Origin of the sequence: Saccharothrix coeruleofusca, assembly GCF_017876325.1 — a bacterium.
GTDB classification, from domain to species: Bacteria; Actinomycetota; Actinomycetes; order Mycobacteriales; family Pseudonocardiaceae; genus Actinosynnema; species Actinosynnema coeruleofuscum.
Window position 1 is genome coordinate 2,158,473 of sequence record NZ_JAGINV010000001.1, and the last position, 6,528, is coordinate 2,165,000.

At 73.4% G+C, this 6,528-nt stretch carries 7 protein-coding genes (1 of these 7 cut by a window edge); 5 read left to right on the forward strand and 2 right to left on the reverse strand.

Translation table 11 applies throughout. The features are described 5' to 3' along the window. Nucleotides 1-106 precede the first annotated feature (106 nt). The 4 genes from JOF41_RS10055 to JOF41_RS10070 all read left to right on the forward strand — a co-directional run bounded on the left by JOF41_RS10055 (nt 107) and on the right by JOF41_RS10070 (nt 4,425). Nucleotides 107-1,363, forward strand: coding sequence for a sensor histidine kinase (locus JOF41_RS10055; protein WP_209618043.1), 1,257 nt, complete (start codon nt 107-109; stop codon nt 1,361-1,363). Continuing rightward, nucleotides 1,351-2,010, forward strand: a complete 660-nt coding sequence (locus JOF41_RS10060) for a response regulator transcription factor (protein ID WP_189226251.1) — start codon at nt 1,351-1,353, stop codon at nt 2,008-2,010. The genes JOF41_RS10055 and JOF41_RS10060 overlap by 13 nt, the downstream gene beginning before the upstream one ends. Nucleotides 2,011-2,152: 142 nt before the next feature. Continuing rightward, the gene (locus JOF41_RS10065) at nt 2,153-3,340 is read left to right on the forward strand and encodes a serine hydrolase domain-containing protein (protein WP_209618046.1); all 1,188 of its coding nucleotides are present in this window, start codon (nt 2,153-2,155) and stop codon (nt 3,338-3,340) included. An 83-nt stretch (nt 3,341-3,423) separates the two neighbouring features. Then, entirely contained in the window at nt 3,424-4,425 is a 1,002-nt protein-coding gene (locus JOF41_RS10070) for a zinc-binding dehydrogenase (protein WP_189226249.1), read from the forward strand. 12 nt (nt 4,426-4,437) lie between these two features. Here JOF41_RS10070 and JOF41_RS10075 read toward each other — a convergent pair whose 3' ends face one another. Both JOF41_RS10075 and JOF41_RS10080 read right to left on the reverse strand, forming a co-directional pair. Beyond that, nucleotides 4,438-5,427 (reverse strand): inorganic phosphate transporter, encoded by a 990-nt coding sequence (locus JOF41_RS10075; RefSeq protein WP_209618049.1) that lies wholly within the window; start codon nt 5,425-5,427, stop codon nt 4,438-4,440. Then, a complete protein-coding gene (locus JOF41_RS10080; RefSeq protein ID WP_189226247.1) occupies nt 5,427-6,047 on the reverse strand; it encodes a DUF47 domain-containing protein in 621 nt (206 codons plus the stop codon). The genes JOF41_RS10075 and JOF41_RS10080 overlap by 1 nt, the downstream gene beginning before the upstream one ends. A gap of 153 nt (nt 6,048-6,200) precedes the next feature. Between JOF41_RS10080 and JOF41_RS10085 the strand changes: the two genes are divergently transcribed. After that, on the forward strand, nt 6,201-6,528 hold the 5' portion of the coding sequence (locus JOF41_RS10085; RefSeq protein ID WP_189226246.1) for a hemerythrin domain-containing protein. 218 nt of this gene lie beyond the right edge of the window; the window shows 328 of its 546 coding nt (coding positions 1-328); its start codon is at nt 6,201-6,203; its stop codon lies beyond the right edge, outside the window.

Below are 6,528 nucleotides of genomic sequence, written 5' to 3' on the forward strand. Positions count from 1 at the left end.
GGCACCGGCCTCGGCGATCCCGCCAGCAGGCCGGACCGGGTACAGCAGGCTGTACTCCTCGGACCCCGCCCTGGCGTCCCGCCCGGTGAAGTGGTGTCCTTGGCCGGTGTCGACCAGTGGAGCCGAACCCGCCCGGCGGTGGGACGTCGCCGCCCGCGCCCGCACCACGCTGGACGGATTGGAACACCTCGTCGGCGGGTTGGGCACGGCGATCCTCTCGGTGGTCGCGCTGTTCCTCCTGCTCGTCACCGCCGTGGCCTGCCTGGTGGGCGTGGGGGTGGTGCTCGCGCCCACCACCCTGCGCGTGCTGCGGGTGGTGGCGGACCGGGAACGCGCCCGGCTGTCCCGGTGGGGACCGGAGATCCTCGGTCCGGACCCGGTGCCCCCGAGGCTGCGCGAGGCACTGCGGGACGCGTCGGTCCGGCGGGAGCTGGGGTGGGTGGCGGTCCACTCGACACTGGGGCTGTTCCTCGGCCTGGCGGCGCTGACGCTCCCCCTCAACGCGGTGCGGGACCTGTCCTACCCGCTGTGGTGGAAGCTCGAAGGCGACGTCGACACCACCGCGGGCCTCGGTCTGTGGGTGGTGCACGACTGGGCAGGCGCCTTCGCCACCTCCCTGCTGGGTCTGCTGTGGCTGGTGGTCAGCCTCGCGGTCACGCCGGGCATGGCGCGGCTGCAGGCGTGGCCGGGACGTCGCCTGCTGCCGCCCGACCGAGGCGCGGACCTGGCGCTGCGGGTGGCCGAGCTGACCGCGACCAGGGCCGCCGCGCTGGACGCGCACACCGCCGAGCTGCGGCGGATCGAGCGGGCGCTGCACGACGGGACGCAGAACCGGCTGGTGGCGGTCACCGTGCTGCTCGGCGCGGCCCGCCGCGCGCTGACCCGCGACACCGCCACGGCCGAGGCCGCCCTCGACCGCGCCCAGGGCGCCGCCGAGCAGGCGCTGGCCGAGCTGCGCGCGGTCGTGCGCGGCATCCTGCCGCCGGTGCTGGCCGACCGCAGCCTCTCCGACGCCCTGTCCGCGCTGGCGGCGGACTGCCCGGTGCCCTGCCGGGTCGACGCCGACCTGCCCGAGCGGTGCGCCGCGTCGGTCGAGGCCACCGCCTACTTCGCGGTCGCCGAGGCGCTGACCAACGTCGCCCGGCACAGCGGCGCCCGACAGGCCACCGTTACGCTTCGCCGCCATGACGACCGACTGCGCATCGAGATCACCGATGACGGCCGCGGCGGGGCGGACGAGGGCACCGGGTCCGGCCTGGCGGGCATCCGCCGCCGCGTCGAGGCGCACGACGGGACCTTCGTCCTCACCAGCCCGCCCGGCGGACCGACGGCGCTGGTGGTGAGCCTGCCGTGCGGATCGTGATCGCCGAGGACGACCCACTGCTGCGCGAGGGCCTCGCGCTGCTGCTGCGCGCCGAGTCCCTCGACGTCGTGGCCACCACCGGCACCCCGGACGAGTTCCTGGCCGCGGTCGACGAGCACCGGCCGGACACCGCCATCGTGGACGTGCGGATGCCGCCGACGCACAGCGACGAGGGGATCACCGCGGCCGTCGAGGCCCGCCGCAGGCACCCCGACCTGGCGGTGCTGGTGCTGTCGGCCTACGTGGAGCAGGCCTTCGCCACCGAGCTGCTCTCCCACGGCGGTGCCCGCCTCGGCTACCTGCTCAAGGAGCGGGTCGGGCGGGTGCAGGAGTTCCTGGACGCGCTGCACCGGGTGGCCGGGGGCGGCACCGCCATCGACCCCGAGGTGGTCGCCCAGCTGCTGGCCCGCACGCGCCCCGACAGCAGGCTGGAGCGCCTCAGCCCGCGGGAGCGCGACGTGCTGGCGCTGATGGCCGAGGGGCTGGGCAACACCGCCATCGCCGACCGGCTGGTGGTCACCGAAGGCGCGGTGCACAAGCACATCCGCAACATCTTCGCCAAGCTCGACCTGGCGCCGACCGACCGCTCGGACCGCCGCGTCACCGCCGTGTTGCGCTACCTGGACGACACCCGTCGGCGGCGTTGATCCGCCTGCTCCGCGGTCCTTTGCGGACAGTGGTGGTACAGCCAGCCGTACCACCACTGTCCAGGCCACGGGATCGATGGGGCGCCGGTTCTCGGACATGCTGGCCACGTCCGAGGAACACCGGCGCAGCAGGGGAGATCCCATGTCCGCTCGTCCAGTCGAGACCACCTCCGTCAAGTCCCGCCCCACCCGTGCGCGGGCAGGGCGTGGCTGGATCGCGGTGCTGACCGCGCTCGCCGTCGCGGGCGGGGTGACCGCCGTCCGGGCGAGCGCCGCCGACACCGAATCCGCCCGGCACCCCGACGCGGTGCAGCGGAGCCTGGACGGCCTGGTCCGCGACCACCAGTTCCCCGCCGCGCTGGCCTCGGTGCGGGAGCGCGACGGCCGGGTCCGCGACTACACAGCGGGAGTCGCCGACCTGAAGACCAAGGCGGAGGTCCCCGTCAACGGCCAGGTCCGCATCGCCAGCAACACCAAGATGTTCACCGCGACCGTCGTGCTGCAACTGGTGGGCGAGGGCAGGATCGACCTGGACGCACCGGTGGAGACCTATCTGCCCGGCGTGGTGCGCGGCAACGGCTTCGACGGCAACCGGATCACCGTCCGCCAGCTGCTGCAGCACACCAGCGGCCTGCCCGACTACGACGAGGCGGTGCTCAAGGACGTCGTCTCCACGCTGCACGTCCACGTGGAACCGAGGGAGCTGGTCGACGTGGCGCTGGCGCAGCCGCGACCCGAACCGGGGTGGAGCTACGCCAACACCAACTACGTGCTGGCGGGACTGGTCGTGCAGAAGGTCACCGGCAGGCCGATCGGCGAGGAGATCACCAACCGGATCATCAACCGCCTCGGACTGCGCGAGACCTACTGGCCCGGTGTCGGCGAGCAGCGCATCCGGGGCGCGCACCCGCACGGCTACCTCACCCCGCAGGGCAGCACCACGCCGGTCGACGTCACCGAGTCCGACCCCTCGGGAGGCTGGGCCGCAGGCCAGCTGGTCGGCACCCCCAGGGACCTCAACCGCTTCATGACCGCGCTGCTGGACGGCACCCTGCTCGCGCCGGAACTGCTGCGGCAGATGCGGACCACGGTCGAGGCCCCCGGCTTCGACACCGTGGGCGAGTCGCGCTACGGGCTGGGCATCGCCACCTTCAAGCTCAGCTGCGGCGGGTTCGCCTGGACCCACGGCGGGCTGGCCCCCGGTTACACCACCGCCAACGGCGTCGGACCGGACGGGAAGGCGGCCACGGTGGTGGTCACCGCGCTGTCCTCGACGCTGCCCGCCTACCAGCGCGTCGAGGCGGCGCTGGACACCGCGCTGTGCGAGTAGCCCGACCTCCTGTTGCGGGTCCGCCGCCCGGTCAGTAGGACGGAACAGTCCGAGGCCGACAGTCCTGCTGTGAGGAGTCGTCCATGTTGGCAGCCCGGTTGAACGTCAGGACCCGCGAGCTGGTGGTGGACCAGGTGCCCACGCCGGAACCGGGACCGGGGCAGGTCCGCATCAGGGTGGCCGCCGCGGGCGTGTGCCTGTCCGACGTGCACCTGATCGACGGCAGCCTCTCGCCGCTGTTCCTGGCCGACGACAGCGTCACCCTCGGTCACGAGGTGGCGGGCACCGTGGACGCGCTCGGCCCGGACGTGACCGCCGTGGCCACGGGGCAGCGGGTGCTGCTGCAGGCGGGCGAGGAGCGCGAGGGCGTGGTCTACACGCGCGGGGTCGACTACGACGGCGGCTGGGCCGAGCACGCGCTCGCCGCGGCGGACACGGTCGTGCCCATCCCGGACGACTTGCCGTTCGAGCAGGCCGCGATCATCCCCGACGCGGTCAGCACACCGTGGGCGGCCATCACCGCCACCGGGCAGGTCCGCCCGGCCGAGCCGGTGGGGGTGTGGGGCGCGGGCGGCCTGGGCGCGCACGCCGTGCAGCTGTTGCGCCTGGTGGGCGCGGCCCCCGTCGTCGCCGTCGACCCGCTGCCCGCCGCGCGGGAGCGCGCCCTGGCCTTCGGCGCCGACCTGGTCCTCGACCCGGCCGACGCGGAACTGCCGCAGCGGGTGCGCGAGGTCACCGGCGGGCAGGGCTTGGCCGCGGCCTTCGACTTCGCGGGTGTGGCCGCGGTGCGCGAGCAGGCGGTGTCCTGCCTGGCGGCGCGCGGGCGGCTGGTGCTGGTCGGGCTGACCAACCAGCCGCTGACCATCACCAACGGCACCGCGTTCAGCTACTTCCAGCAGCAGGTGCGCGGCCACTACGGCTCCGAGCCCCAGCACTTGACCGAGCTGGTGGCGCTGGTCGCCCACCGGCGGATCGACTTCAGCCGCTCCGTCACCGACGTGCTGCCGTTGGCGCGGGCGCAGGAGGCCGTGGACCGGCTGATCCGCAAGGAGGGCGACCCGGTCCGCCTGGTGCTGCGGCCATGAGCGGCCCGGTCCTCACAGCAGCGACACGACGACGTGCGCGGCGGCGGCCGCGGCGGCCGAGCACGGCAGGGTGAGCACCCAGCCCTTCGCGATGTCACCCGCCACCGACCAGCGCACGGCGGAGCGGCGCGTGGTCGCCCCCACGCCCATCACCGCCGAGGTGATCACGTGCGTGGTGGAGATCGGGGCGGCGAACGCGAAGGCGGTCAGGTACAGCACCGACGAGGCCGACAGCTCCGCCGCGAAGCCGTGCGGCGGGGTCAGGTGGAAGATGCGCCTGCCCAGCGTGCGCATGATCCGCAGGCCACCCGAGTAGGTGCCCGCCGCCAACGCCAGCGCGCACGCCACCACCACCCACAGCGGCACCCGGTAGTCCTGCTGGTGCCCGGTCACCACCAGTGTCAGGACGATGACCCCCATGCTCTTCTGGGCGTCCTGCAGGCCGTGCCCCAGTGCCAGGCTCGCCGCGGAGAACACCTGGGCCCGCCGCATCAGGTGGCCCGCCCGGTGCGGGTTGGTGTTGCGGAACGCCCACCGGATCGCCGTCATCACCGCGTAGCCGAGCAGCAGACCGACCACCGGCGAGGCCACCATCGGCACGACGACCTTCTCCAGCACGCCCGCCCAGTGCACGGAGGTCGCCGAGGCCAGCGCGGCCCCGACCAGCCCGCCGACCAGCGCGTGCGATGACGACGACGGCAGACCGAAGTACCAGGTGATCAGGTTCCAGGTGATCGCGCCCACCAGCGCTGCGGTGACCACGTGCAGCGCGTCCTCGCCGACCGGGGTGTCGATGACGCCGGAGGCGATGGTGACCGCGACCCCCGTGCCCAGCAGCGCCCCGATCAGGTTCATCACCGCGGCCAGCGCCAGCGCGCCCCGCAGGCCCAGCGCTCGGGTCGACACCGCGCTGGCGATGGCGTTGGCCGCGTCGTGGAAGCCGTTGGTGAAGTCGAACGCCAGGGCGAGCACGACGACCAGCACCAGCCCGGTGGTCAGCATCAGGATTCCTTGACCGCGATCGAGTGCACCACGTTGGCCACGTGCTCGAACGCGTCGGCGGCCGACTCCAGCTCGTCCACCACGTCCTTCAGCTTCAGCACCTCCAGCGCGTCCCGACTGCCGTTGAACAGCGCCGACAGCAGTCTCCGGTACACCTGGTCGGCGTCGTTCTCCAGCTCGTTCACCCGGACCCAGTAGGTGGTCAGGTTCTGCGGCGACGCCAGCCGGGGCATCGCCTCGGCGGTCAGCTGGGCCGCCTGGCACAGCAGACCGACCAGCGCCTCCACGCCATCGGGCAGCTCCTGCACCCGGTAGAGGGTGGCCAGGTCGACCGCCGCGTCCATGTGGTCCACCACGTCGTCGAGCCGAACGGCCAGGCGGTAGATGTCCTCCCGGTCGAACGGCGTGACGAACGACCGGTCGAGGTGCTCGATGATCGCGTGGGTAGCGTCATCGCCCGCGTGCTCCAGTTCCCGCATCCGGGCGGCCAGCTCCGCGCGCTGCTCGGCGGGTGCCCGCACGAACTCGCGCAGCACCTCGACGCTGTGCCCGATGTTCGACCCGATCGCGGTGAACAGCTCGAAGAACTGCTTGCCCGTCGGCTTGCGGCTGAAGCGCATGAGCTGCGGATACCCCCGGTCAGCGCCGCCGACTCGGAAAGGCCCCATTCGGGCTGGCCCCTTGCACCGATGGCGTGGCACACGATCAGGTGATCGTCGGTTGGTCACCCGCGGCACGGGTACGCCGCGGCCACCCGAGCGTCTGGAGGACCCGTGGCCGCCAACGACTACGACACCGACCTGATCCGCGTGATCACCGCCGACCACCGCGCGGTCGAGCGGCTGTTCCAAGAGCTGGAGAGCGGGCGCGGCACCCCGCAGCACCGCCGCGCGTTGGCCGACCGGGCGATCAGCGAGCTGGCCCGCCACGCGGCGGCCGAGGAGCAGTTCATGTACCCGGCGGCGCGGCAGGCGCTGCCCGACGGCGACGAGGTGGCCGACCACGAACTGCGGGAGCACGCCGAAGCCGAGCAGGTGATGAGGGAGCTGGAGGGCCTGGCACCCACCGACCCCGGCTTCGACCAGCTGCTGAGCGAGCTGA

Excerpts from the sequence above, each read along its gene's own strand:
- JOF41_RS10070 (WP_189226249.1), top strand. The coding sequence starts at position 3,424 with ATGTTGGCAGCCCGGTTGAACGTCAGGACCCGCGAGCTGGTGGTGGAC.
- JOF41_RS10065 (WP_209618046.1), top strand. The coding sequence starts at position 2,153 with ATGTCCGCTCGTCCAGTCGAGACCACCTCCGTCAAGTCCCGCCCCACC.
- JOF41_RS10080 (WP_189226247.1), bottom strand. The coding sequence starts at position 6,047 with ATGCGCTTCAGCCGCAAGCCGACGGGCAAGCAGTTCTTCGAGCTGTTC.
- JOF41_RS10075 (WP_209618049.1), bottom strand. The coding sequence starts at position 5,427 with ATGCTGACCACCGGGCTGGTGCTGGTCGTCGTGCTCGCCCTGGCGTTC.